The 22603-nt window shown below is 69.6% G+C and carries 33 protein-coding genes and 1 pseudogene; 20 read left to right on the top strand and 14 right to left on the bottom strand.

Annotation, left to right across the window (positions count from 1 at the left end):
- Nucleotides 1–28 precede the first annotated feature (28 nt).
- Genes LDL48_RS40260 through LDL48_RS40250 form a run of 3 tightly spaced genes read right to left on the bottom strand, consistent with a single transcriptional unit; the run spans nt 29 to nt 871 of the window.
- A complete protein-coding gene (locus LDL48_RS40260) occupies nt 29–184 on the bottom strand; it encodes a hypothetical protein (RefSeq protein WP_225260449.1) in 156 nt (51 codons plus the stop codon).
- A gap of 57 nt (nt 185–241) precedes the next feature.
- Nucleotides 242–535, bottom strand: a complete 294-nt coding sequence (locus LDL48_RS40255; RefSeq protein ID WP_225260448.1) for a BON domain-containing protein — start codon at nt 533–535, stop codon at nt 242–244.
- 3 nt (nt 536–538) lie between these two features.
- The gene (locus LDL48_RS40250) at nt 539–871 is read right to left on the bottom strand and encodes an STAS domain-containing protein (RefSeq protein ID WP_225260447.1); all 333 of its coding nucleotides are present in this window, start codon (nt 869–871) and stop codon (nt 539–541) included.
- A gap of 134 nt (nt 872–1005) precedes the next feature.
- Here LDL48_RS40250 and LDL48_RS40245 point away from each other — a divergent pair, with 134 nt between their 5' ends.
- From LDL48_RS40245 to LDL48_RS40215, 7 genes are all read left to right on the top strand, one after another.
- Nucleotides 1006–1683: a response regulator transcription factor gene (locus tag LDL48_RS40245; RefSeq protein ID WP_225260446.1), complete on the top strand. Its 678-nt coding sequence runs from the start codon at nt 1006–1008 to the stop codon at nt 1681–1683.
- A complete protein-coding gene (locus LDL48_RS40240) occupies nt 1680–3035 on the top strand; it encodes a sensor histidine kinase (RefSeq protein WP_225260445.1) in 1356 nt (451 codons plus the stop codon). Before LDL48_RS40245 ends, LDL48_RS40240 begins: the two co-directional genes overlap by 4 nt.
- Nucleotides 3032–3577, top strand: a complete 546-nt coding sequence (locus tag LDL48_RS40235; protein ID WP_225260444.1) for a GerMN domain-containing protein — start codon at nt 3032–3034, stop codon at nt 3575–3577. Before LDL48_RS40240 ends, LDL48_RS40235 begins: the two co-directional genes overlap by 4 nt.
- Nucleotides 3578–3704: 127 nt before the next feature.
- Nucleotides 3705–4127 carry a PRC-barrel domain-containing protein gene (locus LDL48_RS40230; protein WP_225260443.1) on the top strand — a complete coding sequence of 141 codons (423 nt, stop codon included), beginning with the start codon at nt 3705–3707 and terminating at the stop codon, nt 4125–4127.
- Between the two features lie 216 nt (nt 4128–4343).
- Nucleotides 4344–4736, top strand: a complete 393-nt coding sequence (locus LDL48_RS40225) for a hypothetical protein (RefSeq protein ID WP_225260442.1) — start codon at nt 4344–4346, stop codon at nt 4734–4736.
- Between the two features lie 134 nt (nt 4737–4870).
- Entirely contained in the window at nt 4871–5167 is a 297-nt protein-coding gene (locus LDL48_RS40220; RefSeq protein WP_225260441.1) for a hypothetical protein, read from the top strand.
- 128 nt (nt 5168–5295) lie between these two features.
- Nucleotides 5296–6087 carry a potassium channel family protein gene (locus tag LDL48_RS40215; protein ID WP_225260470.1) on the top strand — a complete coding sequence of 264 codons (792 nt, stop codon included), beginning with the start codon at nt 5296–5298 and terminating at the stop codon, nt 6085–6087.
- Between the two features lie 54 nt (nt 6088–6141).
- On the opposite strand, the gene LDL48_RS40210 is transcribed toward LDL48_RS40215, so the two are convergent.
- Nucleotides 6142–6729: a BON domain-containing protein gene (locus LDL48_RS40210; protein WP_225260440.1), complete on the bottom strand. Its 588-nt coding sequence runs from the start codon at nt 6727–6729 to the stop codon at nt 6142–6144.
- Between the two features lie 251 nt (nt 6730–6980).
- Between LDL48_RS40210 and LDL48_RS40205 the strand changes: the two genes are divergently transcribed.
- Genes LDL48_RS40205 through LDL48_RS40195 form a run of 3 tightly spaced genes read left to right on the top strand, consistent with a single transcriptional unit; the run spans nt 6981 to nt 8608 of the window.
- Nucleotides 6981–7265, top strand: a complete 285-nt coding sequence (locus LDL48_RS40205; protein ID WP_225260439.1) for a hypothetical protein — start codon at nt 6981–6983, stop codon at nt 7263–7265.
- Entirely contained in the window at nt 7262–7522 is a 261-nt protein-coding gene (locus LDL48_RS40200; RefSeq protein ID WP_225260438.1) for a hypothetical protein, read from the top strand. Before LDL48_RS40205 ends, LDL48_RS40200 begins: the two co-directional genes overlap by 4 nt.
- Before the next feature lie 57 nt (nt 7523–7579).
- Entirely contained in the window at nt 7580–8608 is a 1029-nt protein-coding gene (locus LDL48_RS40195; RefSeq protein ID WP_225260437.1) for a potassium channel family protein, read from the top strand.
- Between the two features lie 254 nt (nt 8609–8862).
- Here LDL48_RS40195 and LDL48_RS40190 read toward each other — a convergent pair whose 3' ends face one another.
- On the bottom strand, nt 8863–9678 hold the full coding sequence (locus LDL48_RS40190; protein ID WP_225260436.1) for a serine/threonine-protein kinase: 816 nt from the start codon (nt 9676–9678) through the stop codon (nt 8863–8865).
- A 276-nt stretch (nt 9679–9954) separates the two neighbouring features.
- Here LDL48_RS40190 and LDL48_RS40185 point away from each other — a divergent pair, with 276 nt between their 5' ends.
- Both LDL48_RS40185 and LDL48_RS40180 read left to right on the top strand, forming a co-directional pair.
- Nucleotides 9955–10914 carry a universal stress protein gene (locus LDL48_RS40185; RefSeq protein WP_225260435.1) on the top strand — a complete coding sequence of 320 codons (960 nt, stop codon included), beginning with the start codon at nt 9955–9957 and terminating at the stop codon, nt 10912–10914.
- A gap of 120 nt (nt 10915–11034) precedes the next feature.
- Nucleotides 11035–11370: an STAS domain-containing protein gene (locus LDL48_RS40180; protein ID WP_225260434.1), complete on the top strand. Its 336-nt coding sequence runs from the start codon at nt 11035–11037 to the stop codon at nt 11368–11370.
- Nucleotides 11371–11641: 271 nt separating this feature from the next.
- Here the strand turns inward: LDL48_RS40180 and LDL48_RS40175 are convergent, their stop codons facing one another.
- Nucleotides 11642–12286, bottom strand: coding sequence for a VOC family protein (locus LDL48_RS40175; protein WP_225260433.1), 645 nt, complete (start codon nt 12284–12286; stop codon nt 11642–11644).
- A gap of 10 nt (nt 12287–12296) precedes the next feature.
- The gene (locus LDL48_RS44870) at nt 12297–12812 is read right to left on the bottom strand and encodes a hypothetical protein (RefSeq protein WP_225260473.1); all 516 of its coding nucleotides are present in this window, start codon (nt 12810–12812) and stop codon (nt 12297–12299) included.
- Here LDL48_RS44870 and LDL48_RS44865 point away from each other — a divergent pair.
- Both LDL48_RS44865 and LDL48_RS40160 read left to right on the top strand, forming a co-directional pair.
- Nucleotides 12706–13089, top strand: coding sequence for a hypothetical protein (locus LDL48_RS44865; RefSeq protein WP_225260469.1), 384 nt, complete (start codon nt 12706–12708; stop codon nt 13087–13089). The two genes, LDL48_RS44870 and LDL48_RS44865, sit on opposite strands and share 107 nt — an antisense overlap.
- Nucleotides 13034–13327, top strand: coding sequence for a BON domain-containing protein (locus LDL48_RS40160; protein ID WP_225260432.1), 294 nt, complete (start codon nt 13034–13036; stop codon nt 13325–13327). Before LDL48_RS44865 ends, LDL48_RS40160 begins: the two co-directional genes overlap by 56 nt.
- Before the next feature lie 330 nt (nt 13328–13657).
- On the opposite strand, the gene LDL48_RS40155 is transcribed toward LDL48_RS40160, so the two are convergent.
- A complete protein-coding gene (locus LDL48_RS40155) occupies nt 13658–13819 on the bottom strand; it encodes a hypothetical protein (RefSeq protein ID WP_225260431.1) in 162 nt (53 codons plus the stop codon).
- On the opposite strand from LDL48_RS40155, the gene LDL48_RS45465 reads away from it, so the two are divergent.
- Entirely contained in the window at nt 13772–14257 is a 486-nt protein-coding gene (locus LDL48_RS45465) for a copper chaperone PCu(A)C domain-containing protein (RefSeq protein ID WP_504786606.1), read from the top strand. The genes LDL48_RS40155 and LDL48_RS45465 overlap by 48 nt on opposite strands.
- Before the next feature lie 201 nt (nt 14258–14458).
- Here LDL48_RS45465 and LDL48_RS40150 read toward each other — a convergent pair whose 3' ends face one another.
- The 3 genes from LDL48_RS40150 to LDL48_RS40140 all read right to left on the bottom strand — a co-directional run bounded on the left by LDL48_RS40150 (nt 14459) and on the right by LDL48_RS40140 (nt 16786).
- Nucleotides 14459–15079, bottom strand: coding sequence for an STAS domain-containing protein (locus tag LDL48_RS40150; protein WP_225260430.1), 621 nt, complete (start codon nt 15077–15079; stop codon nt 14459–14461).
- A gap of 758 nt (nt 15080–15837) precedes the next feature.
- The gene (locus LDL48_RS40145) at nt 15838–16026 is read right to left on the bottom strand and encodes a hypothetical protein (protein WP_225260429.1); all 189 of its coding nucleotides are present in this window, start codon (nt 16024–16026) and stop codon (nt 15838–15840) included.
- Nucleotides 16027–16039: 13 nt separating this feature from the next.
- A complete protein-coding gene (locus LDL48_RS40140) occupies nt 16040–16786 on the bottom strand; it encodes an extracellular solute-binding protein (RefSeq protein ID WP_225260428.1) in 747 nt (248 codons plus the stop codon).
- A 269-nt stretch (nt 16787–17055) separates the two neighbouring features.
- On the opposite strand from LDL48_RS40140, the gene LDL48_RS40135 reads away from it, so the two are divergent.
- Nucleotides 17056–17355: a hypothetical protein gene (locus LDL48_RS40135; protein ID WP_225260427.1), complete on the top strand. Its 300-nt coding sequence runs from the start codon at nt 17056–17058 to the stop codon at nt 17353–17355.
- Between the two features lie 114 nt (nt 17356–17469).
- Here the strand turns inward: LDL48_RS40135 and LDL48_RS40130 are convergent.
- Nucleotides 17470–18056: pseudogene (locus LDL48_RS40130) on the bottom strand (NAD(P)/FAD-dependent oxidoreductase); the annotation flags it as partial.
- A 318-nt stretch (nt 18057–18374) separates the two neighbouring features.
- On the opposite strand from LDL48_RS40130, the gene LDL48_RS40125 reads away from it, so the two are divergent.
- Genes LDL48_RS40125 through LDL48_RS40110 form a run of 4 tightly spaced genes read left to right on the top strand, consistent with a single transcriptional unit; the run spans nt 18375 to nt 21828 of the window.
- Nucleotides 18375–19742, top strand: coding sequence for a DUF2254 domain-containing protein (locus tag LDL48_RS40125; RefSeq protein WP_225260426.1), 1368 nt, complete (start codon nt 18375–18377; stop codon nt 19740–19742).
- Between the two features lie 28 nt (nt 19743–19770).
- Nucleotides 19771–20049 carry a hypothetical protein gene (locus LDL48_RS40120; protein ID WP_225260425.1) on the top strand — a complete coding sequence of 93 codons (279 nt, stop codon included), beginning with the start codon at nt 19771–19773 and terminating at the stop codon, nt 20047–20049.
- Nucleotides 20037–20585, top strand: a complete 549-nt coding sequence (locus LDL48_RS40115) for a hypothetical protein (protein WP_225260424.1) — start codon at nt 20037–20039, stop codon at nt 20583–20585. The genes LDL48_RS40120 and LDL48_RS40115 overlap by 13 nt, the downstream gene beginning before the upstream one ends.
- A gap of 13 nt (nt 20586–20598) precedes the next feature.
- Nucleotides 20599–21828 (top strand): glycosyltransferase, encoded by a 1230-nt coding sequence (locus LDL48_RS40110; protein ID WP_308016552.1) that lies wholly within the window; start codon nt 20599–20601, stop codon nt 21826–21828.
- A gap of 226 nt (nt 21829–22054) precedes the next feature.
- On the opposite strand, the gene LDL48_RS40105 is transcribed toward LDL48_RS40110, so the two are convergent.
- Together LDL48_RS40105 and LDL48_RS40100 are read right to left on the bottom strand one after the other, a co-directional pair.
- Nucleotides 22055–22330, bottom strand: a complete 276-nt coding sequence (locus LDL48_RS40105; protein ID WP_225260422.1) for a DUF808 family protein — start codon at nt 22328–22330, stop codon at nt 22055–22057.
- Nucleotides 22282–22554 carry a DUF808 family protein gene (locus LDL48_RS40100; RefSeq protein WP_225260421.1) on the bottom strand — a complete coding sequence of 91 codons (273 nt, stop codon included), beginning with the start codon at nt 22552–22554 and terminating at the stop codon, nt 22282–22284. Before LDL48_RS40100 ends, LDL48_RS40105 begins: the two co-directional genes overlap by 49 nt.
- Nucleotides 22555–22603: the final 49 nt, after the last annotated feature.

The raw sequence follows: 22603 nt of genomic DNA, 5'->3' as shown, positions 1-22603 counted from the left end.
GGCCGCGGTGCACCCGTTGCCCCGCCGGTCAGCCCGGACCCGGCGCAGCAGAACAACGCTCGTCACGCGACGTGTGCTGCGCGCGGGCGTCTGCGGTGCCGCTGAGCTGGCTGTATGCCAGGAAGGCCCGTTCGGCGCCGGGTAGACCGTCGACGTTGTCCTGCTCCGGGTTGTAGCGCAGCACGAACCCGTCCTGGCAGAGCTCCCGGCCCACTGCGTCGATAGCGGGACTCGTCGGTGATCAGTCCGGGACGAGCAGGCGGTTGGAGACGTCGAAGACCCCGGGAATGGCCCAGGCCTGTTGTCCGGCCGCGTCGCGAGCCCGGCGGGAGTCCAGACGTCCCTCGAGGATGACCACGCGGTTCTGGACCGCGACGACCACATGGCCACTCCCGATCGCCGGGTCCGCGAGGAACCGGTGGGCGACCCGGCGCGCAAGCATCTCGTCGACCGGGTCGCCGAGGACGCCCTCGCTCTGCAGTCCCTGCGGGTACTCGGGCCAGTCGCCCTCGCCATCGGGCCTGTACGGATCCATCGGTCACCTCCCCGCCAGGGGCAGCATCGTGTCCGCGGCCTCCGCGGGCACCGTTTCTACCTGCAGCACGTTGTCCACGCGGGCCAGCATCAACATGCGGAGCACCGCCGGTCCCGGACTTCTCAGCAGCAGGTTCCCGCCGGCACGCACCATGGCCCGATGCGCGCTCAGCAACGCGGCGATGGCCGCGGCGTCCACCCTCGGGCATCCGGCGAGGTCCACGACGAGCCGCTCGGGCCGCACCTCCAGCGCATCGGCCAGAACAGCGCCCCAACGCCGCATGGTCCGGACGTCGAGATGCTCGACCACCAGAACAACGACTTCCTTCGGACCCATCGTTCACCTCCGCATCCTCAGGGTCGCGGCGTGGTGTGGCAGCGGTTCCGCGAGCGTGTGACGGTTGCATGACAGTCCGGCCCAAACGTCGCGCTGGAGCTGCCGAATCGCGCTGCAGCGGCAATGATGCAGTCATGTCGGCGGTACTGGTAATCGAGGACGACGATCGGATCCGGCTGTCGCTGGTGCTCGCGCTGGAGGACGAGGGGTACGCCGCGGTGGGTGCGGCGTCGGCCGAGGAGGGCCTGTCCGCACAACGCACCCGGCCGGCCGACACGGTGCTGGTCGACCTCATGCTGCCCGGCATCGACGGCTTCGAGTGCATCCGGCAGCTGCGCCGTACCGACGACGTGCCGGTGCTCGTGATCAGCGCCCGGGACGACACCAGCGACATCGTGGCCGCGCTGGAAGCCGGTGCGGACGACTATGTGGTGAAGCCGGTCGCGATCGCGGAGCTGACCGCGCGGCTGCGCGCGTTGCGTCGCCGAACCCGACCCCCGTCGTCGGACGAGGTGCCGGTGCTGCGTCTGGGCGATCTGGAGATCTCCGCCGAGGCCGGCGAGGTACGGCTGCACGGCGCCGCGGTCCAGTTGACCCGTACCGAGTTCCAGCTGCTGTGCGAGCTCGGCGGGCACGCCGGCCGGGTGCTGTCGCGGCAGCAGTTGCTGCAACGGGTGTGGGGCTACGACGGCGGCGACGAACGCCTGGTCGACGTGCACGTAGGCCGGCTCCGGCAGAAGATCGAGGACCAGCCCGGCACCCCGGAGCGCCTGGTCACCGTTCGTGGACTCGGCTACAAACTGCAACGATGAGGCGGCCCGGGCTACGCCTGCGGGTTACTGCCGGATTCGCCGCCGGGGCGCTGGCGTTGTCGGCCACCATGGCGCTGGTGTCGTACCAGATCACCCGGCAGTCACTGCTCGCCGAGCGGGAACGGACCACGATCCGGTCGGCGACCTACGACGCGGCAGTCGTCCGGGCCGGACTGGCCGGCACCCGGCCGGACGTCCGGGAGGTGCTCGGCTCGTTGGACACCGGCGGGAACCGGCGCGTGGTGGTGCAACGCTCCGGTACCTGGTACTCGCGCAGCGCGGACCCAGGCCTCACCGAGGCCATCCCGCCGGCGCTACGTGAACGGGCGACAGCGGGTAACGGCATCGCCGTGCAGCGGGTACGGGTCGACGGGAGAGCCGCCCTGGTCGTCGCCGTGCCGCTGTCGGAGTCCGCGGTGCTGTACGAGATCGACTCGTGGCAGGAACTCGAACGCACCCTGCAACTGCTGACTGTGGTACTGATCGTGGTGGCGCTGTGCACCGCCCTGTTCGGCGCCGGGCTCGGCTGGTATGCCGCCCGGTACGTGCTGCGCCCGCTGACCCGCGTCGCCGACGCCGCCCAGGAGATCGCCGGCGGCGCCCGGCAGGCGCGGCTGGACCCGGACGCCGCACCCGACCTGGACCGGCTCACGTCGTCGTTCAACCACATGGTCGACGAGTTGTCCGCGCGGATGGAACGGGACCGCCGGTTCGCCGCCGACGTCAGCCACGAGTTGCGGTCCCCCCTGCAGACTCTGGCCGCGGCGGCCAGTGTGCTGAACCGGCGCCGCGGTCAACTGGACGAACGGACCGCGGTCGCCGCGGGACTGGTCGTCGATGAGGTCGACCGCTTCCAGGGCCTGGTCAACGACCTCATCGAGCTGGCCCGAAGCGACCAGGCGGCAGACCGGACCCCGGTCGACATCACCGAACTGGCACGCCAGGTGTGCCGGGCACACGGCGTCGACCCGGCCCTGGTGAACGCGGCCGGCGGTGCGACCACCTGGTGCATCGACCGGCGCCGCATCGCACAGTTGCTGGGCAATCTGCTCGACAACGCGACCGCATACGGCGGCGGCGCAACGGCGGTCCACCTCCGGACCGCGGCGGACCGCGGCATCATCGAGGTCGACGACGAAGGTCCCGGGGTCAGCCCGGAGGACCAGCCGCTGATCTTCGACCGGTTCGTCCGCGGCCGATCCGCCACCGCACGTGCCAACGGCGCGGGCACCGGACTCGGACTGGCGCTGGTCGCTCAACACGCCGCGGCGCACCACGGCACCGTCGTCGTGCAGGACCGTCCGGGCGGCGGCGCGCGGTTCCGCGTCGAACTTGGCGAGTGCCTACCGTGACCCGCCGACTGTCGATGCTGCTGCTGGTCGCACTGCTCGGCGGCTGCGGCGTACCGCTGGACGACGCTCCTCGCGACGTGTCCGCCGTTCCTCCGCCCCGGGCGGGCGCCCCCGCCCCGGCCGACGCCGGCCCGGTGGTGGAGCGGATCTGCCTCGTCCGCGACGGGCGGCTGGTCCGGACGGCGCGGCGAATACCGTTCGCCCGCACCGCCCGGCAGCACCTGGCCGATCTGCTTGCCGGACCTACTGCCGCGGAAAGCGCCGACGGCCTGATCAGCGCCCTGACCACCGCCGAAGGGATCACGCTCGACCTGCAGGCGGGTCGGGCCGTGGTGGAGGTCGGTAGCCTGGTCGGCCAGGGCAGCCGCAGCGACCAGGTACTGGCCCTCGGGCAGATCGTCTGCACCCTCGGATCCCGCCTCGACGTCGGAACCGTAGCCTTCACCAGCCGCGGTCAGCCACTGGACGTACCCCGCGCGGACGGATCTCTGGCCAGCGGACCGGTCACCATCGCCGACTACTCCACCCTGATCGAGGCCTGACCCGCGACGACGACGGCCACGAGAAAGCGGCCTCGACCCGATTGGGGCGACCCGGACCTGGGGTAGGACGGCGGGCCCGGCCGGTCCGGAGACGTGACCGGCCCACCGATGCAGAAGGGAGAACCTGATGGCATCCCGAAGCACCACCTCGCTGGTCAAATTGAGCGACAGCGATCAGATCCTGGCCGACCCGACCGAGGACATCCGCGGCCGCAAGGTCGAAGACCGCAACGGTGAAGACCTCGGCAAGGTCGACGATCTGTTGATCGACGCTGAGGAAGGTAGGATCCGGTTCCTGCGGGTCGAACACGGAGGCATCCTGGGCATCGGCGCCACCGCGTCGTTCATCCCGATCGACGCGATCACCCGGATCGCCGAGGACACCGTGTACGTCGGAGAATCCCGCGAACGGGTCGGCGGGGCTCCGCAGTACGATCCCGACCTGATCGACGGGTCCCAGTACTACGACTCGCTGTACGGCTACTACGGCTACCCGCCCTCCTGGGGCGCGAGCGGCATATACCCCGGCATGCCCCACGGCCGGGCGTAAGCCAACCGGTCGGCTACCCGGGCGAGCGCCACACGCGCCCGCTCGGGTAGCACCATGCACACACCGTCACGGAGTCGACACAGTCCTGTGCAGTCATCGCGACCTCGGACGCTTACGCTCCAGACACGAAGGATTCACGACAAGGCCGGGTGGGGTGATCCCGTGTTCAGGATCCGACCGCAGTCAGAACGCCGACGGCATACGCGCGGCCGGCTGGTGGTTCTGGCCGTCTGCCTAGCGCTGGCCGGGTGCGACGCGCCCTGGCGGGACGAGATCCCGGAACCGGAGCCCACGCGCAGCGCGGTGCTCGACACCATCGCGGCCACCGACGTGGGCGAACGGCTGGTTCTCACCGCGAGTGTCGCCACGGTACTCGGCGACCGGGCATTCGTTGTCCGTGACGTCGACCTGCCCGACGACGGCCTACTCGTGCTCACCACGACGTCCACCGGGTTCCGGGCCCCTGATCTGGTGTCCGTCGAAGGGACCGTCCGACGCTTCACCTTCGCGGGCTTCAAGGTGCCGTTCGGACTATCCGGTCCACGCCCGTTCCAGCTGTTCGAGGGGCGCAAGGTCCTGGTCGCCGCCAAGGCGCAGTCGCTGGCGTGACGCGTCGGTCCGCGGCGGGTGTCACGGGTCGTCATCCGACCGCGCGGTCCGCTCTACACGAGCGCTCCAGACTCCTGAAGACCGGCCGGACCGATGCCGGCGAACCACACCACCGCCAGACGCTAGGAGAAGCCGTGTTCACCGTTTCGGATACCGCCGCCGACGCCATCCGTGAGCTCGTCGCCAACACCGACGCCCCACAAGGAACCGGCCTGCGCATCGCCACGCATCCCGGTGCCACCTCGCTCGAAGCCGCCCTCTCGGCCGAGCCACAGCCGGGCGACACCATCTACCACGCGGGCGAAGCACACATTCTCGTCGACGAGAGCGCCGCGGACGCGCTGGACGGCGAAGCGATCGACGCGATGACCGACGACAACGGGCACGTGCAGTTTATCCTCGGTCCCGCAGTGCCCGAACAGGCACTATGACGGCGATTCCACGACCGTGACCCGGTCACCGAAGCGTTCGCCTGGCGGGTAGGGCGACCAGTGCACTCAGGCGCAGCCCGCGCCGAGTGTACGTCGCGGCGATCATCGGACTGAGCGACGGGAGTGTCGTGGAACCTGGGCAGGACGACGGACTGCAACGGTGGGAACGCAAGACCGCAGCGGTGCTGACCGGCTTGGCCGTGCTTTTCATCGCGGTGTACGCGGTCCCGATCGTCCGCCCCGATCTGCCGCGTGTCTGGCTGCAGGTCTGCGCCGCAGCTGGGCTGATCATCTGGGCGCTGTTCGGTGTCGACTACCTGATCCGGCTGTCGCTGAGCGGTGATCGGCGCCGATTCGTGCGCACTCATCTCTTCGATCTGATTGTGCTGGTACTGCCGGTTCTCCGGCCCTTGCGCATGCTGCGCCTGGTAACGGCGATTCTGGTGCTCAACCGGCGGGCAGAGGCGTGGACGCGGGGCCGGTTGGCCCTGTACGTCGGATCCACCACTGTCCTGCTGGTCGTCGTGAGCGCCTTGGCGATCCTGGACGCCGAGCGCGGGAGCAAAGACGGCACCATCACGTCCTACTCCGACGCGCTGTGGTGGGCCGTCGTGACGATCACCACCGTCGGGTACGGCGATTTCTACCCGACCACGCTGACCGGGCGAATGGTGGCTGCCGGCTTGATGGTCGGCGGAATCGGACTGATCGGTTTCGTCACCGGATCGCTGGCCAGTTGGATCGTCGACCGAATCTCCACGACCGAGCGGGCCACCGAGGCGACCAAGGCCGACGTGGCGGCCGTACTCCAAGAAATTGGCGATCTCCGCGCGGAGTTGGCCGGCCTGCGCGACGACAGGGCCGTGGCCGGTCCGGGACGCCCGGCGTGCGGAACGTGCGGACAGAGCATCCCCGACTGAGGATGCGAACCACCCGGATCCGCGGCTTCGATGCTGAGCGGCGCTCTCGCCGGCTCACTGCCCTCGGGGAGGCGAACCCGCGTCTCCTGTTGTGCGGTGCAGGAGGCGTTCAACGATCAGGGCACCGATTCCGCACGCGATCAGCATCCCGGCCCAGCCGAAGGCCACCATGAGTACGCCGAGCGGCAGGCAGGCGATTGCGAGGAGCAGCACCAGGCGCAGTCCCCGTTGCCGGCGCGTCGTCCGCCCGGGACCATCCCCTGCGGGTGACGGCGACTGCAGGCAGGCGACCATCTCGTCGAACGCGTCGACGTCCATCAGGTCGGCGGTCGGTGCCCCGGCAGTGTCGGGCGGCACGCCACCAACCCGCGTCCGTACGCCGTTGCAGACGTCCCGCACGCCGTAGACGTCGCGGACCACCGCGCCCGCGACCGCCCGGGTGGGTCGGCTGTCGACGACGCCGGTGAGAAGCACGACACGATCCTGTACGTCGACGGTGATCCGCTGCCTGCGGGTGCGGTCGTCGGTCAGCAGCTTGTCGGTGACCTCGCGGGCGAGGCGTACATCCGCGTCCTCGGTTCGGCGCGATGAGCCGTCACCGTAGGGAGTAGATCGGTCTTCAGGCCACGGCCACACGATCATGTCTCCCCTCGAACCAGGGTCCTCACCTCGTCCGCCAAGTCTGGAACGGTCGTATGGAGGGCCGTGTGCGGGACAGTGACAGTTGTATGACGGTTACACATCGCTTGGCCGCGTCGCCGCTCGCGCCGCCCGGTGAACGTCATCGGACCGTCATGGCAGCGCGCCGATTCATACGCACGGAAGGCGCAACATGGAGGAGACGGTGCACCGCCGGCTCGGCACCGGTCCCGATCCAAACCGAGGGAGCTCCAGTGAAAGCACATCACCCGATCCCCGCGATCGTCGCAAGCGGGCTGGTCGTGTCCGCTGTTCTCCTCGCGGCCTGGCGCGGTTTGCCCCAGGGCGCCGTGTTCGGGGCAGTGGTCGGCCTTCTGACGAGCGCCTATCTGGTGCGCCACGTCGTGCGGAAGCGGCTGGTCTACGACCGTCTTCGGGACGGGTCGGACGGGAGCACCAGCCGAAGTATCGCTTCGGCGGGTAGTGCGGGACGGCAGACCCGCACTGCAGATGTGCGTGAGGCGAGCGGTGCGGCATGACGCGCAGCGACTGGCACCTGCTGGCACTCGCCGTCCTCGCGTCGCCGGTGCTGGTGACCGGGTGGGGACTCGCGATCAGCCGCGGGTACGCACCTGCGACGGCCGCGGCAACAGTCGTCCTCGGCACACTCGTCGTCTATCTAGCGCGCCACCGTATTCGGGTTCACCTCTGTGCCGTCGACACACCACGGCCGGGCGAGGCCCGCTCCGCCAGCGTGAACGAGGCATCGAAGCGAAAGTCGGCAGACATCCGCTGATCCTCCGGGGAGCGCCATTGACAGGCGTCGGTCACCGCGGCCGATACAGTAGACCGGATGGGTGACGATCCGGATCGGACCACGGGCGGGATCCTGCTGCCCTTGCGGCGGCCCGGCCCGGCGCGGACGATGACACGCCGGCTGGGGCTCGCGCTGGGCGCGCTGGCAACCATGAGTGTGACCGTGCTGGTGGACCGCGGTGGCTATGCGGACGAACGCGATGGCTACGTCTCGGTGCTCGACGCGGTGTATTACTCCGGGGTCAGCCTGTCCACGACCGGCTACGGAGACATCGTGCCGGTTTCGGACACGGCGCGTTTGGTGAACGTCGCGGTCATCATGCCGTTGCGAGTGTTCTTTCTCGCGTTGCTTGTCGGCACGACGTTCGAGGTGCTGACGCAGCGCACGCGCCGGCAGTGGCAGTTGAGCCGTTGGAGGGCACAGTTGCACGGACACACCGTGGTCGTCGGATACGGCAACAAGGGCCGGGCAGCGGTCAAGGCGCTCAGCGAGGGCGCTGAGACCCCGCCACAGTTCGTGGTCATCGACAGTTCTCCGACGACCGCCCAGGAAGCCACCGATGACGGCCACTCGGCGGTTGTCGGTGATGCGACCCGCGCGATGATTTTGCAGCGAGCCGGCGTTCGCCGCGCCTCTCGGATCATTGTCGCTGCGGACCGCGATGACACCGCCGCCCTGGTCACCTTGAGTGTGCGCCAGCTCAACGCCGACGCCCTGATCGCCGTGGCGGTCCGTGCGTCGGAGAATCTGCCGTTGCTGCGGCGCAGCGGCGCGACGACGGTCATCACCTCGTCCGAGGCCGCGGGCCGTCTGCTGGGTCTCGCCGCGCAGAGCCCGGCCGCCAGTGAGGTGATCGGAGACCTGCTCGTGCAGGGACACGGCCTGCACCTGATCGACCGGCCGGTGCGCCCGGATGAGGTCGGAACGTCGCCGGCGGATTGCGTGGACCTCATTCTGGCCGCGGTGCGCGGTGGTGAGCTGGTGCGCTACGACCGGATCGGCAAGTTCGTCGCCGGTGACCGGCTGATCCAGGTGCAGGCGCGCTCATTGCCACCGGCGCAATGACCACCGATCCCGCCGCATCCTCCGCAGTTCCCCCGCGACGATTGCAGCGTGGCGGCTCGCAGGCGACCGCAACGGCCGACGCTCGGCTCATCGCCGGCCTCTGGTCCGGATCGTCAAGGCGTGATTGCGGTGTACGCCTCCCCCGTCGTTGTTATGCCATCTTCATGGTCTGCTGATCCCCCACCGACGTAACGGCGGGCGCATCCCGTGGTCCTGTGCAGGACGAGTCCCGGCAGTTCGACCGTCGTGGCCGGTCAACCCCCCGCCGCCTCGGACAGCGAGCGGAATATCTGCTCGGCCGATGGGCGTCTTCTCGGTGACCGCGACAGACACGCGCGGTGGACACGTACGATGCGCTCGGGGAACTCATCGTTTCGTGGCAATCGCGGAACGGGAGAACCCGCTCGGGCGATCAGCACCTCATCGGTGCTGCGGCCCGGCCAGGCCGGCCGGCCGGTGAGACAGGCGTGCAGGACGAGCCCGAGGGCGTAGATATCGGTCGCAGGACCCGTGGGCCGGCCGCGGAGCTGCTCGGGCGCGAGATACGCGGGAGTCCCCCACACCCGTCCGTCTGAGTCCGCAGAGCTTTCGCCGGGCCCGGCGGCAACGCCGAAGTCGACGACCTTGACCTCGGTGGACGAGACCATGATGTTGGCCGGCTTGACGTCGTGGTGGACGATGCCCCGGCGGTGGGCCACGGTCAACGCCGCGGCGACAGCTGCGCAGGTCCGCGCGGCGTCGCGCCAGTGCATCGCGCCGTGCTGCGTCAGGCGGGCGGACAGCGTGCTTCCGGAGACGAGTTCCATCACCAGGAACGGCTGGCGCGTGCCCTGCCATTCTGCCTCGCCGTAGTCGAAGAGCCGAGCGATGTTGCGATGACTCAGGCGGGCCGCGGCCAGAGCCTCCCGGCGTACCGCCGCACGCAGGGTCGCATCGGTCGCACGGTCCGGAAGAAGCGTCTTGACCGCTACCGGCCGCTGCAACACGTTGTCGTCGGCACGGTGGACGACCGCCGTCCCACCACGGCCGATCGGTCGGCCCAGCCGGTATCGTCCGGCGAACAGCTGCATGCTCGGCGTCTCCGTGCTGAAATGTGTGCGGCAAGGGCTGTGCACCCGAAGTAGCCGGTGATCCCCGGTCGGCGCGCTCCGATCGTCCACCGGTCATACGGCGTCCGTCCTGCGGTTTCGTGACGGTCCGGCAACACTCGCACTGAACTGCCGCATCGCCCGATCAGGTGACCGCACGCTAAGCGGGCGATGAACGGCGCCGTCATGCAAATGTCATGCGACCGGGGGACGTCGGTGATTCCAGGAGGAAACGATGAGGGCCAAGGGAGGTAAGTAGTGCACAACTCGTTGATCGTGGTGGGCGTCGACGGCTCACCCCATTCGGAGACAGCAGTCGAGTGGGCCGCCACGCGCGCCCGGGAGACCGGCGCCCGCCTGCGGCTCACACACGCACACGACCTACCGGTACCCATCCCGACGATATCCTTGGCCGCCCCGGCATCACCCTCCACCGCGGATCCGGCGGCCGATGCCGCCCGGGCCGGCGAAGCCGTCCTCGCCACGGCGGTCGCGGTGGCCCACCGCCATGGCCGCGACATCGAGGTGACGACCGACCTACGCGTCGGCGGTGCCGCACCGGCACTCATCGACGCCTCCGAACAATGCGACCTGATCGTCGTGGGATCACGCGGGCGTGGCGGGTTCACCGGCATGCTCCTCGGCTCCGTCAGCGTGCAGGTTTCCGCCCACGCCGACTGTCCCACCATCGTCGTGCGCGACCAGCCACCCGACGCCGGTGCGGTAGTGGTGGGCGTCGACGATTCGGAAGCCGCACACACCGCGTTGGCGTTCGCGTTCACCGAAGCGGCCCGCCTCGGCACCACTGTCATCGCCGTGCACGCGTGGAGCCTGCCGCTCCCCACCGGACCCGGCGAAGCGGCTGCGGCCGCTTTGGCCGACGACCACACCCGACTCCGATACCAGGACGCCGCCCAGCAGGTGCTCACCGATGCGCTGGCCGGCTGTCGGCGGCAGCACCCGACCGTGCCGGTCGACGAGCGGCTCATCACCGGCAGCCCAGTAGGGGCCCTCCTCGAAGCCGCTACCGCACCGGCGCTGATCGTCGTCGGTTCACGCGGACGCGGCAGCTTCACCGGCCCGCTGCTCGGCTCGACCAGCCAGTCCGTGTTGCGCCACGCCCCCTGTCCCGTCGCAGTCATCCGTGCCAGGCAGGCCGTCTCACCGAATCCGCACCACGCCGATACGCGTGCACCGCAGAGGCCTACCGGAGCCTGATAAAGCCGCCGGTCGCTGTGTCTGCAGCGTAGCGATCTCAACGCACTCGACGCACAGCCCGGAACAGCGCACCACACCACCGGCGAGAGTGGACGTGCGACGGCACGACGAGGAGGACCGATGAGGCCGCTGACTGCGCACGGGCCGCAACAGACCAGCCCGGAACTGGTCGTGGTGGTGAGCCATCCGCTCGACGACGACATGGTCGAACGCTGGCAGACGACACTCGCGGAAGCGCTGGCGGCGCAACCGAAACGGTTGATCATCGACCTCAGCGCGTGCCCGCGCATGGACGCCGCAGCGATCGTGCTGCTGTTACGCGCACACCGGCAGATGGTGTGCGCGGACGGCACCCTGGTGCTGCGACGGCCGAAGCCGCGGGTTCGCCGACTGCTCAGCCTCGGCCGCATCGACCAGGTTCTCGAGGTCGATCCCGACGACCCGGAGACAACCTGACCCGGCGCATCCCGCGCGCACGCATCAGCGCGCGGACCACACCGAACCGGTGTGTCCGCGCGCTGACGGGCGAAGGACGGCGGCCGCAGTGCCGTCCGATTCAGCGGGGGGAGCCAATCGGCCGACGCGACGTGTCCCCTCGCCCGTGCACCAGCATCCCGGCGGAATATGGCGAATATCGGCCGGCCGCATGACGGTCGTATGACAGAGCGGGTGGACAGGTCTGTTGCTCGTCCGCGGAACGACGGATGACAGCCAGGTTGCCGTAATCTCAGGCGTCCGGGCTGGTCAGGCAATACTGCCGGCCCACCGGATCGCGCAGCGTCGTCTGCTCCGCCGCCACCCGCGCGATCGACGCGCCCAGTCCCGCATGCCGCCGCGCCTCGGCGGCACGATCCGCACATCTCAGATGCAGGTGCATGCCGGCCTCGTCGTCGCTGACGCGCCGCATCAACACATTCAACGGCGTAGGCCGCTCACGTACGAGCGCGGTACTCCAGAACCGCCCCTCGACGTCGAACATCGCCGATGGCGTGTCCAGGCACATTCGATGCAGTCGGCCCTCAGCCTCCGGCCACGCCGACTCACCCCGCCACGGCACCAGGCTAAACGACAGACCGGCAGGGGAACTCAGCGCCACCAGCTCACCGTCCCGGCGCACCACCGCCGCACCCACATCCACCATGCGACGCGCCTGTGCCGCCACATCGTCCACATGGAGATCCAGGTGCGCCCGCGCCGGACCCTCCTCGACCACGTGCAGAGCCAGGAAGGGATCACCGTACGCGGGACGGAGCGTCACGGAATCCCCACCGGCATCCCGCCACGGCGACAGCGTCGAGCTGGTGACCGCCTGCCAGAAATCATCCGCATCCGGTGACGGAGAATCCAGGACCCCGGTGATCCATCGAATCATGGCTCAAATCCTAGACGGACACTTCCGTCGCTCCCGAACCCGTTCGCTGTGCGTTTCGTGACGATGCAATGACCGTCTTTCTTCTGGTGGTCGTCGCCTGGGCGGCGATCCGGCGGTAGGTGGTCGTCCCGGTGGCCGCCGCCGGTCTGCTGCTCGTGCAGGCGATGGATCTGTGGACCGAGACGCCGCAGAGCCTGGCGGTGGTGCTGGTCGCCTCGGTGGTCGCGGCGGCGGCGTTCCGCTCGGCATTCTCGCGGCTCGCCACGACCGGGTACGTGCCATGGTCCGGCCGGTCCTGGATTTCATGCAGACTATGCCGGTCTTCGTCCATCTGCTGCCCGCGGTGTTTCTTCGGCATCGGCGTGGTGGCCACCACCATCTTCGCCGTCGCGCCCGCCGTGCGCTTGACCGATCTCGGCATCCGCCAGGTGGATTCCGAGGTGGTGGAGCCCTCCGCGGCCTTCGGCGCACGTCCGCGGCAGATCCTGTGGGACGTCCAGTTGCCGCTCGCGCTTCCGACGAACATGACCGGCGTAAATCAGATGATCATGCTGACGTTGACCGGTCCGGCACCACAACCCTCGGCCGCCGCAGTGCGCCGGACGCGTTGTCATCAGGCCGTCATACATCTGCGGGAAACCCTCCGCATTCGGCGAACAGGCTTGTCACTGGACACCCGGCGCCAAGGAGGAGAGCCATGGAAACGTTGCTCACGTCGCTGCGAAGCTGCGGATGAAAGGCGATCGGATGCATCCCTACTGGTCCTACTTCACCGACTACGGGTGGTCGCAGTCCCGCCGTAGCAGCCCCGGCCCGGCTGCCGCCCGAGACCCAGGCCGCGAGCTGGCGCATCGCGTCGCCGACCGGATTCTCACCGATCCCGCCATCCGCACCGGGGAGCTGGAGATCAGCGCGCAGAACGGCGTGGTCATCCTCGACGGGCGGATCGACTCCGCCGCCGCGAAGGAGGCCGCCGGTCGGCATGCGTGGTCGACACCTGACGTCCACGACGTGTGCAACCGCCTGGTCGTCGGTGTCTGATTCACTGCTGTCGACCGGCCGGACCGGCCGTCCCACAGTGCCATTCCGAGGTCGGCGACGGGCGGATCGGGTCGGACGCCGATGCACCAGACCGAGGCGCCACGAAGCGAACGTCGGTCAGGTGCACGCCTTGCGGCGGCGGCCTCGTTGGCCGACATGCCCATGCACCCTCTACTCCCGCGACTTCCGCAGAAACATGTCCGCCTCTTGCGACCCGGGTCAGCCCGATGAGGACGAGCGTTGTCTTGCCACTTGGCGAAGCCTGCGAAGCACGGGGCACCGTTGTTACGGCTCACGAACCACGGGTAGCAGCGGGGCATGAGAGCGAATTCAGCCATTGCCGTCATCACCGCCGTCATTCTCGCCGTACCCCTCAGTGCCTGCCGCACGGAGGATCCGGTAGCGATACCGGGCGACCAGCCGGAGCCCTTCCAGGAAAGTGTCATGGGAGCCAACGCCCAAGTAGGCGAGATCCTGCTGCGCAGCGTTCACGTCGAGGCACCGCAGAACCCGAGCTATCAACCTGGCGACGATGCTGTGGTTTGGTTCACGCTGCTCAATGAGGGTAGGCGACAGGACACCCTGACATCGCTCACAAGCACGGCCGCTGCGTCAGTGGAAATCCGATGGGACGACGACTGCGACGGAGCCGCGCGGACCGTGTCCGCACTCCCTCTGCAACCCGCCTTTCCCGGACTCACCGAGGCCTCCGGAGGCGTACCACCCTTCGACGCCTACTACGGCCGGCTGGTGAACTTCAAGCAACAGGTACTCGCCGGCACGACCGTTCCGGTGACTTTCACCTTCGCAGATGCGGGTCAGGTAACCGTCGGGGCACTCGTGCAGCCCAGCTCCGCGCCGCGTCCTGCACCCACCGCCCTCTGTCAGCCCCCCTCCGCATCTGCCGCATCCGCGCGTCCAAGCCGGTAGAGTCTCGATGCCGCGACGGTGAACGGGGGCACAACGTCAGTGCACCAGAGCACGGATTCGGGCAGGCCCGAACCGATCTTCCCGGCAGCCGGTCCAAGACCAAGCGTTGCATCTCAGTCGTCGGCTGAACGGTTGGATGCGTACGGTCCGCGACCGCCTGCCGGACGGCGGCCACCGGCCCTCGATGCCGCGCCCGTCAGTTCACAGCCCGGCCTGGTGCGGCGGAGGTACGACCGACGGCCCACCGTCCGAGGCCGCAGCCAGCGCCTCCGGCACAGTCTCGTACGCGGGGAACGCGGTGTGCAGGCGCATGGTCCGCAGCACGGTCAACACGAACCGCGACGGCGCCGCCAGCACGAGGTTACCGTCCCGCTGGCGGGCGGCCTGGCGGGCGCGGACCAGCGTGCCGAGCCCGACGGAGTCGATGGTGCCGGCCCCGGCCAGGTCGACGACGACGTGCGCACGGGCGGCTACAGCTGCCTCCAGCGCGGCGCGCAGCTCGTCCACCACATCGATGTCGACGTCCCCGCTCACCTGCACCAAGGATGCCGGCGCGGCGACGTGCCAGACGACCCGACCGGCAGCCGCATCGTCACCGGCCGGGCCGCGCGTGTGCCGGGGGGCCGCCAGCAGTGCCTCCTCGCAGGGCCGGCAGCGGTGCGGCCCCCGCGCGAACGCCGAGCCGGTCCAGCCGACCTCGGCGACCGCGACATAGACGACGTCGTCGTCATGCAGGCCGTGGCCGCCCGCGACGGCCACACTTCCGCAGCCGTCGCAGATCAGCTCCACGCCGGCGCCGGCCTTGGCGGGAACGGCTGTCATGTCGGATCTTCACCACCATTGGTCAAGGCCGATGCTCCCACTCGCTGGAGCTGGTCACGGCGCGATTGTCTCGGGACCCAGCATCACGGGAGGACATTGCGGCGGTTCCGCAGCGGCATGTCGGTTCCATGACGAAGCGGGGGCCCCGGTCGGACGTCAGGCCCGCTGCAGGACCATGGGGAGATCGCCGTCCTCGTCCGGCTGACGGGCAGGGAGCCGCCGATGCAGGTGTACCGGCCCTTGTCGAAGTACGGGCAGACATCCACTACGCCCGCAGCCGCGGCCGGCGCGCTGCCCGGCCCGCAGTCCGGCGCGAGACCGTGACGGGCAAGCGGACGCTCACCCGCACGGCGCGAGATACCCGGGTGGTCCTGGCCCTAGCGGTGTGGACCGGCGGCAGTATGGCTCCGCGAACCCATCTCGCCTGGGGGACGCGGGACACCGGACCGGCCGCCGCACCGATCGCTGTGCTGCTTTCCTCTTCCTCACCGCCATCGCAGTTCTGATCGGCGCAGGACTCAACGCCTCTGTGGACGACGTGTGGCCGCACGCGACCACCCAGCAGCGCCGCTGGCAGGTCCGCCTTCGACATGCCTAGCACCTCCCCTCGGGCTGGTTCCGAATCGGCATTGTCCGGTCCGGAACAGCGCTGAATGTCCTTCGAGGGTTCCGCACCTACCCGCTGCGAGCCCTGCTCGACCGGCTAAAGCGCCCAGCTCACCCGGAGCGCCTCGGCGTCGGGGTCACAGACCACCGTGTCAGGGCAGCACGCCTCGCGAGGCGAGCGCGTCCGCGATCTGCTCACGCAGCGCCTCGACGGTCTCGCGTGGCTGGATGTCGCCCGGCGGCGACAAGATCGCGGAGATGACCGTGGAGACGTTCTGATATGCGGGCGTCGTCGGGCGCACCGCGGCGTCGCGCAACTCAGCCAGGATGGTCTCCTTCATCGGGTACGCCCGCTCAATCTCCGGCGCGGCTGACCCGGGGGGCCAGTTCCGGAGCACCTTCCTGCAGCGCCGGATAGACGTACGGCCAGCTCAGCTGGAAGGCCCCACCGCCGTCCTGGAACTCCAGGCGCACCGGGTCCTCCACCGCGTTGCTGAGTGACGGGCTGGTGACGCCGGAGGTGGCGAAGCGCTTGAGCAGTTCCAGCGCCTGGACCGCGCCCTCGTCCAGCACCACCTCGTCACCCGCGTCATTGAGAATGCGCCCGCCCACACTGGCCACCAGTGTGTTGTAGAGGACGACCAGGCCTTCGTACCGGGCGCCCATGGTGAGGATGCGGTGGGTACGACCCTGAGCCTGCAGCTGCTGCGCTGTCCGGATCATCTCGGCCCAGGTCTGCGGCGGTTCCGCAACCAAGTCGGTGCGGTACCACAGCAGTTGGACGTTCGTGTTCTTCGGCGCCGCGTACAACCTGTCGCGGTACTGTCGTCCTCGGCCGCGAGCCGTCGCACCATCTGCACCCGCTGTTCGTCGGCCTGTCGCGGCAGTTGCTGATACTCGATGCGGTACCGGCCCCCGGCCGCCTCCGTGCAGTCGTCGACGACCTGTCGCAAGCTCTGCTCCGGGGCGCTGTAGAGAGCGATGTTTGGGATGCCGCCGTCGTCGTCTCCGCAGGCCGCCAGCGGCGCGAGCAGCACCGCCGAAGCGGCCGCGGCGGACGCGGTGTGTGAGTGCCCGGCGACGGGCACGGGTCTCGACCATGTCTTTCCTCCTCTGGCCGCAAACGACGTGGACGGCCGCTACCCGCGTCCTGCGACAGCCAATCGGCGCGTACCGGGCGCTTTCCAAAGCCGCGGGTGAAACCAACCCGGGCCTCGAGGCTGCTGCCGTGCATCGATCGACACACCAGTCACCGGTCGGGTGATCGTCGCCCGAATGTCACGAAGCGGCGGAACCGCCTACATATCCGGCCGCAACATTGGGCGCACGGATATCCGTGCCACGACGAGAACGGCCAGAGGAGCACCGCTGTGTTCACAGTTTCGGAGAACGCCATCAACGCGATACGTCAGATCGTCGCCCGCCCCGGGGTTCCACAGGGTGCCGGGCTACGCATCGCCACCAACGACGGCCAGGTCTCGCTCCACGTCGCCGTCGCTCCGACCTCGGAACCCGGTAACACGGTCTTCCAGGCCGCCTCCGACGCTGCGCTGTTCATCGCGGGCGACGCCGAGGAGTGCGTGGATGACAAGATCATCGACGCCCTCATCGACGACAACGGCCGAGTGCAGTTCGTCCTGGTCTCCCCGGCACCGGACAGACGCTCGTGACGGCCTGGCATGACTCGAGACTCAACGACGAAGTCGACTGCTGGGGTGCGCCCCGGTGACGTCGCTGCGGCTGACTCCACGAAGGTGCAGTCCGGTTTCGGTCCGGCCCAGCGGTCACTGCTGCCCACCGGCGGGAACTCCGGGTGCGGCGTTGTCCAACGGGACGGCTTCGGGACTCAGCAACCCCAACTGCACGGCCTGCCGGGCCAGGACCGTGTCGAGCAGCCAGTCGGCGACCACTCGTACCCGGTTACCTGGTAGCGACAGCAGGTGGTGACCGCGCGTCACCGCCTTGGCGGGACCCCCTGAGATGGAGGCCCAGCGGATTGGCCGCCGCGTCGGTTCCCGCAAGATCCACCACGAAGCCGAGATCGTGGTGCCGGTAGACGCGGCGACGACCGGTGCCGTAGGACGCGGCGATGTTGTCGGCCACCACCTTCCCCTGACGTACGGCGTGCTGAGCGGTCATCGGGGTGATCTTGCCCGGCCGAGTCAAATCCGGTACGGCGGCGGCGTCACCGCACGCATACACCTCCGGATGACCCGGCACCGTGAGGTACTCGTCGACCTCAAGCCGGCCGTCACGCAGCTTCAGACCCAGATCGGTGACCGAGGTGATCGGGGCGGACCCCGACGCACCAGATCAAGGACCTGGTCGCCACGAACCGGTGATCGGTCAGGTGCACTCCCGCGGCCGTCGCTCGGCCGCCGCACCGATCGCTGTTCTGCTGTTCCTCTCCCTCACCGCGATCGCCGTCTGGTCGGCGCGGAGGTCAACGCCTCCGTGGACGACGTATGGCCGGACGCTACGACCCAGCAGGGGCGTCGGCAGGCCCGCCGTCCGAGCGAGGACGACGTGAACGTCGGCCCCGGGCCGCCCACGGCTGTTTAGCGCGCCCCCTGCGAGGTAATCGGGCGACAGACCACGCCGTCCTGCACTCACCGGGAGCCCTCGACATGCCCAGCACCGCCCTCAGGCCGGCAACGAACCGGCATCCTCCGGCGCCGGACGACTCTGAATGACACTCAAGGGCGGCTCCGCCCGCACCCGCCTGCGCGTTCTGCTCGACAGGTTGCGCACCCAGCTGTGGCCACTGCCGGCGGCGGCGATCGCCGCGGCGATCGGCCTCGGGGTGGCCATGCCCCGGCTGGACGCCCGCCTTCTGGACGATGTGCCACCCACCGTCGCGGCGCTGCTGTTCTCCGGTGGTCCGGAGGCCGCCCGCAGCGTCCTGCAGACGGTCGCCGGATCGCTGATCACCGTGACGTCGCTGACCTTCTCGCTCACCGTGGTTACCCTGCAGCTCGCCAGCGGCCAGTATTCGCCCCGGCTGCTGCGCACGTTCGCCCGTGACCGGGTGGTGCACCTGACCCTGGCGATCCTGCTGGCGACATTCAGCTACGCGCTCACCGTGCTACGCACCGTGCGGACACAGGACGACGAAGCGCCGGCGTTCGTGCCGCGTCTGTCGGTCAGCACGGCATACGGACTCACCGTGGTCTGTGTGCTGGCCGTGGCCGGTTTTCTCGCTCATCTCGCCCAGCAGATCCGCGTCGAGTCGATGCTGCGGGACGTGCACGCGGAGAGCCGGCGGACGATCCTCGCCACGGTGCCGGAGGCCGCTTCCCCGCAGCCGGCTGCGCCGGCCCTGCCACCGGACGACGCCGGCGTCCGGCTGAGCGCGCACCGCTCCGGCTTTCTCGCCTCGGTGGACCACAACCGACTGCTCGCGATCGCCGACGCGACCACGACCGTCATCCGGATCGACCGGCATCCCGGAGCATCGATCATCGCCGGGACACCGATCGCTACGGCCTGGCCGCTGGACGGCCCGCATCCGGACGACGGGAAGAAAAAGAAATGGGCGAAGCGGGTGAACGCGGCAATCGAGTTCTCGTTCGAGCGCACGGCTGCGCAGGACGTGGCGTTCGGCATGCGGCAGATCACCGACGTGGCGGTCAAGGCGCTGTCCCCGTCCGTCAACGACCCGACCACCGCCGTGCACGCGCTGAGCCACGCCTCCGCCCTGCTGTGCGAGGCGGCCGGGTACAACTGGGGTCCGCAGCGCTGGTGCGACGACGCCGGCCGGGTGCGGGTGGTATTGACCCGGCCAAGCTTTCCGGCCCTGCTACAGCTGGCGGTCGGCCAGCCACGGCGGTACGGGGCGGCTAAGCCCGACGTACTCGCCCGGATCCTGCAGCTGCTGCGCGAGGTGGCGTGGGTCGTCCGGGACGACGGGTACCGGGCGGCCGTGCTAGAGCAACTCGCGCGCACCCGGGCCGTGGCCGCCCGTCAAGAGTTCGACGAGGCCGACCGCTCCGGGCTCGACGACGCCGCCCGGCTCGTCGAGTCCGCGATGCACGGCCGGTGGCCGTCGGACGCATGACCCTGGTGCTACGAGGGAAGGAATGCCCATGTCCGCTCGCGACGGCGGCCGCCCGTACGCCCGGCTGGTGCGGCCCGCCACGGCGGTGGCCGCGGCGCTGATACTCGCGCTCGCAGCCTACCTGGTGATCCGCATACTGGTCCGGCTGGTGCCGATGACCATGGCCATTATCGTAGCGCTGCTGCTCGCCGCGCTCCTCGGTCCGGTCACCGCCCAGCTCAGACGATGGGAGGGTTGCCGGCAACCGTGTCGGCCCTCTGTGGCGTCGCCGGCCTGCTCGGCCTGCTTACCGCGGTGTCATACCTGATCGGGCGACGCGCCGCCGAGCTGCAGCAGACCCTGCGCGAGACCCTGCCCAGCCCGGTCGCGGGTGCCACCGGAGCGGCGGAGGCGCTGGCGGCCGCCCTGCTCGCGATCTTCCTGCTGTTCTTCTTCCTTCGCGACGGCGCCGCCATGTGGCGGTGGCTGACCGCCCGCCTGCCGGCCACCGCAGCCGCCCGCGTGCACCGCGCCGGCCGGTCCGGATGGCACACACTGAGTTCGTACACCCACGGCATGGCCGCGGTGGACACGGTCGGCATCGGCGCCGCGCAGTTCCTGGTGGGAGTGCCGCTGGCGTTTGTCGCTGTCCGTGCTCACGTTCCTCGCGGCTGCTCGGGTACCGCGGCGCGAACGGCGCCGAGCCGGAGATCGATCGTCGGTCGCGGACGAGCGCGATTGACGCCTGCGCGTACGCTCGCAGATGGTGAGCCGGGAAGCCTGGTCGGCATGGTGATGACGTGTCGGCGGCTACCGGAGGCTCACGGTGAAAGTTCTGATCCTTACTCTCGGCACCCGCGGTGATGTCCAGCCGTTCGTGGCGCTGGCGCAGGAATTGCAGCGGCGCGGTCACGAGGCGGTGGTAGGAGCGCCGACGCGTTTCGCCGAGCTGGTCACCGGCCAGGGCGTGCAGTACGCGGGCATGGACGATGGCCCGCTGCATCTGCTGGACGGCGACTCCGCGGTCGGCGACGTCGCCTACGGCGGGCTCCGCGCGAAGCTGGCGCTGATGCGCCGGATGCCCGCGATGTTCACCCGGGTGCTCGAGGACTGTTGGCAGGTGGCTTCCGCAGGGCCGGGTCGGGCTGCTGACCTGATCGTGCACAACGGACAGGTCATAGCCGGACAGCATGTGGCGGAGAAGCTGGGTGTCCCGGCCGCGCTGGCGCTGCCGATGCCGATGTACGTGCCGACCGGGCAGTTCCCGTGGCCGGGCCAGCAGTTCCCGTCATGGTTGCCGGCGTCGATGAACCGGATGACCTATGCAGGTATGCGGGCGCCCGCGATGATGTTCGGCCGCACGGTGGATCGGTGGCGCGACGGACTGGGCCTGCCGCGGCGACCCGGCAGGCACAATCCGCTGCGCCGACCAGACGGTGGACCTGCGCCGGCGCTGCACGCGGTCAGCGCCGCGGTGGTACCCCGGCCCCCTGACTGGCCGCTCTCGGCAACCGTAACCGGATACTGGTTCGCGGACCGCACGAAAGCCGGCGTCGATCCGGGCCTTACCGAGGCGGTGCGGGACGACGGGCCGGAGCCGCTGGTTTTCGTCGGGTTCGGCAGTATGACCGGCGGGGATCCGCTGGCCAGAACCCGAATGGTCGTTGAGGCGTTGCGGGTGGCGGGTGCGCGGGGCGTGCTTGCCACCGGCTGGGGCGGACTGCGCGAAATTCCGTCGCCGAAGGATGTGTTCGTGACCGGAGAGGTCCCGCACGAGACGGTGTTTCCGCGGGTGGCGGCGGTAGTTCATCACGGTGGGGCGGGCACCACGGCAGCCGCGGTCCGGGCCGGAAAGCCGCACGTGGTGTGCCCGTTCGTCGGCGACCAGCCGTTCTGGGGTACGCGGATGCGGCAGCTTGGTGTCGCGCCGGATCCGATCGCGCAGCCCGATCTGACCGTGCCGGCGCTCGCCGCGGCGATCCGGCGGGCAATCAGCGATCCCGCGATGATCGACGCGGCCGCTCGGCTCGGTGAGCGTGTCCGGGCGGAGAATGGGGTCGCGACCGCGGTCGACCTGCTGGAACAGGAGGCCGCGGACCAGCGGTGACCGGCGTGCCGGGGTCCGGCGCCAAGCCGCCGGTCGACGACAGGTGACCGTGCACACCATTGCATGTCCGTAGTCCGTTGCTGGCGTCCCGGACGCCGGCACGGAACGTGACCGGCCACATTGCTCCCTCGCTCACCGCTGGTATGTCACCGGGCCAGCCTTCCACGGTGTTCGGCCCGAAGCGGGCACCGGCGCAGACGGCGGGCTTGACGTCGCAGGGCTGTCGTCAGTGCGAGTCCGTATGCGCCCCCGTCATGGTGGTGGACCTTCTGCGGTGGAGCGTGAACGTCAGGACCAGCACGACCAGTGCGCCGACGAGCAGCCCGAGGATCGCGCTGGCCACCGTCAGTACGGTGAGGACCACCGGCATGGCCCGCACCAGGCCGCGGCCGAACGCGGCGACGGCGCCGGAGAGTCGCGACAGGGTGATGACCATGATCTCCGCCGGGAGGATCAGATCCGTGCGTACCGCCCCGGAGACCAGCGCCTTCTCGTCCTGCACCTTCTCTCCGCCGCTCCGTGGGCGATGCGCTTGATCATCGGCAGCTCGCGCTCGGACGCCAGGCTCCGCACATACTTCGGCGTGACGGCGGCATCGTCGATGACGACGCCCGTGGCCTTCGCGCCGGCCGTCGCGGCCGCCGCACCGACATCATCGATCGACGCGGCGGCGGCACGAGCCAGCGCCGCCACATCATCGAACAGGGCGACGAGTCCGCCAGCCAAGAGATGTCCTTCCAGGGTCGTGAAGAGTCCTGCTGGCCATTCTCGTACG

Source organism: Jidongwangia harbinensis, from assembly GCF_020216025.1.
GTDB classification, from domain to species: domain Bacteria; phylum Actinomycetota; class Actinomycetes; order Mycobacteriales; family Micromonosporaceae; genus Actinoplanes; species Actinoplanes harbinensis.
This window is presented reverse-complemented; position numbering and strand designations above follow the sequence as displayed.

What these genes read in the sequence shown, in the direction of transcription:
- LDL48_RS40255 (WP_225260448.1), bottom strand. Translation starts at nt 535, where the DNA reads ATGGATCCGTACAGGCCCGATGGCGAGGGCGACTGGCCCGAGTACCCG.
- LDL48_RS40250 (WP_225260447.1), bottom strand. Translation starts at nt 871, where the DNA reads ATGGGTCCGAAGGAAGTCGTTGTTCTGGTGGTCGAGCATCTCGACGTC.
- LDL48_RS40245 (WP_225260446.1), top strand. Translation starts at nt 1,006, where the DNA reads ATGTCGGCGGTACTGGTAATCGAGGACGACGATCGGATCCGGCTGTCG.
- LDL48_RS40240 (WP_225260445.1), top strand. Translation starts at nt 1,680, where the DNA reads ATGAGGCGGCCCGGGCTACGCCTGCGGGTTACTGCCGGATTCGCCGCC.
- LDL48_RS40230 (WP_225260443.1), top strand. Translation starts at nt 3,705, where the DNA reads ATGGCATCCCGAAGCACCACCTCGCTGGTCAAATTGAGCGACAGCGAT.
- LDL48_RS40210 (WP_225260440.1), bottom strand. Translation starts at nt 6,729, where the DNA reads ATGATCGTGTGGCCGTGGCCTGAAGACCGATCTACTCCCTACGGTGAC.
- LDL48_RS40200 (WP_225260438.1), top strand. Translation starts at nt 7,262, where the DNA reads ATGACGCGCAGCGACTGGCACCTGCTGGCACTCGCCGTCCTCGCGTCG.
- LDL48_RS40195 (WP_225260437.1), top strand. Translation starts at nt 7,580, where the DNA reads ATGGGTGACGATCCGGATCGGACCACGGGCGGGATCCTGCTGCCCTTG.
- LDL48_RS40190 (WP_225260436.1), bottom strand. Translation starts at nt 9,678, where the DNA reads ATGCAGCTGTTCGCCGGACGATACCGGCTGGGCCGACCGATCGGCCGT.
- LDL48_RS40180 (WP_225260434.1), top strand. Translation starts at nt 11,035, where the DNA reads ATGAGGCCGCTGACTGCGCACGGGCCGCAACAGACCAGCCCGGAACTG.
- LDL48_RS40175 (WP_225260433.1), bottom strand. Translation starts at nt 12,286, where the DNA reads ATGATTCGATGGATCACCGGGGTCCTGGATTCTCCGTCACCGGATGCG.
- LDL48_RS44870 (WP_225260473.1), bottom strand. Translation starts at nt 12,812, where the DNA reads ATGTTCGTCGGAAGCGCGAGCGGCAACTGGACGTCCCACAGGATCTGC.
- LDL48_RS40160 (WP_225260432.1), top strand. Translation starts at nt 13,034, where the DNA reads ATGCATCCCTACTGGTCCTACTTCACCGACTACGGGTGGTCGCAGTCC.
- LDL48_RS45465 (WP_504786606.1), top strand. Translation starts at nt 13,772, where the DNA reads ATGGGAGCCAACGCCCAAGTAGGCGAGATCCTGCTGCGCAGCGTTCAC.
- LDL48_RS40150 (WP_225260430.1), bottom strand. Translation starts at nt 15,079, where the DNA reads ATGACAGCCGTTCCCGCCAAGGCCGGCGCCGGCGTGGAGCTGATCTGC.
- LDL48_RS40145 (WP_225260429.1), bottom strand. Translation starts at nt 16,026, where the DNA reads ATGAAGGAGACCATCCTGGCTGAGTTGCGCGACGCCGCGGTGCGCCCG.
- LDL48_RS40140 (WP_225260428.1), bottom strand. Translation starts at nt 16,786, where the DNA reads ATGGTCGAGACCCGTGCCCGTCGCCGGGCACTCACACACCGCGTCCGC.
- LDL48_RS40125 (WP_225260426.1), top strand. Translation starts at nt 18,375, where the DNA reads ATGACACTCAAGGGCGGCTCCGCCCGCACCCGCCTGCGCGTTCTGCTC.
- LDL48_RS40120 (WP_225260425.1), top strand. Translation starts at nt 19,771, where the DNA reads ATGTCCGCTCGCGACGGCGGCCGCCCGTACGCCCGGCTGGTGCGGCCC.